Genomic DNA, 1,112 nt, shown 5'->3' on the forward strand with positions numbered 1-1,112 from the left:
TTATTTCTACGAAAAAGCAAATTACGTTAAAACAGATGAAGCGCAGGTAGAAGCACCGCTTTCACAAGTCATCGCTTCAGCTAACGGTCAGTTAAGCGAATGGAATGTAAAAGAAGGAGATAGCGTTTCTCAAGGTGATTCTGTTGGAAGCTTAAAAGAAGGCGAAAAATCAACAGACGTAACGTCTATGATTGACGGAACAATTATTAAAAACAACGCATCTCAAAATCAATTAGTAAAAGCTGGCGATGTGTTAGCACAAACAGCTGATTTATCTAAAATCTACATCAATGCAAACATTAAAGAAACAGACCTAGGTGACTTAGAAGAAGGAGACAGCGTCGATATTACAGTGGACGGAGACTCAGGTAAAGTTTTCAAAGGTCACGTTGAAGCAATCGGTCGCGCAACAAACTCAGTGTCTTCTATGCTTCCTGCTCAAAATACAGGAAACTATACAAAAGTAACGCAAAAAGTACCGGTGAAAATTTCAATTGATGATGCATCAGATAAAGTTCTTCCAGGTATGAACGCAGAAGTGAAAATTTCAATTTAATAACGGAAAAAAAGCTGCTTCCTCTAATGGAGCGGCTTTTTTTATGCCTAAACAAATAAAATAAAAAATGTGYTAAAAAGGGGATGTATACAAAGGAAATGTGTGGTAAGATACTTCTTGTTTGAAATTGGATATCGGTAAAGAAGGTGATGGGATGACCGCGGTCGAAACAAAAAAAGGGCCAAAAGAAAAGCTGAATTTGTTTTTCTTAACGTGGCCGATCTTTTTAGAAGTGTTTCTTTTTATGTTAATGGGGATTGCTGATACCTTTATGCTAAGTGCGCTGTCGGATGATGCCGTATCAGGAGTCGGAGCAGCCAATCAATACCTTCACATTGCGATTTTGGTGTTAGAGGTCATTGGTAACGGGGCGGCAATTGTTGTCTCTCAGTATTTAGGATCAAAACGGTATATGGAAGCGTCAAAGATTTCTGCTTTGGCCGTTACGTTAAATTTAGGAGTCGGGCTAGTCATTAGCGCGGGTTTTCTTTTGTTTTCCAGACATATGATGGAAGCGATGAACTTACAAGGTGACGTGCTGATGTATGCACAAAGC

2 protein-coding genes are annotated in these 1,112 nt (G+C 39.2%); both read left to right on the plus strand.

What is annotated here, in order from left to right; translation table 11 throughout:
* The coding region (locus tag AC1DRF_RS29095) for an HlyD family secretion protein (protein ID WP_477742454.1) at positions 1 to 556 on the plus strand (556 nt) is incomplete at its 5' end.
* A 154-nt stretch (positions 557 to 710) separates the two neighbouring features.
* Positions 711 to 1,112, plus strand: a 402-nt coding sequence (locus AC1DRF_RS29100; RefSeq protein ID WP_477742455.1) for an MATE family efflux transporter, incomplete at its 3' end; no start/stop codon positions are given.

Source organism: Priestia sp. P5_B4 (assembly GCF_056400385.1).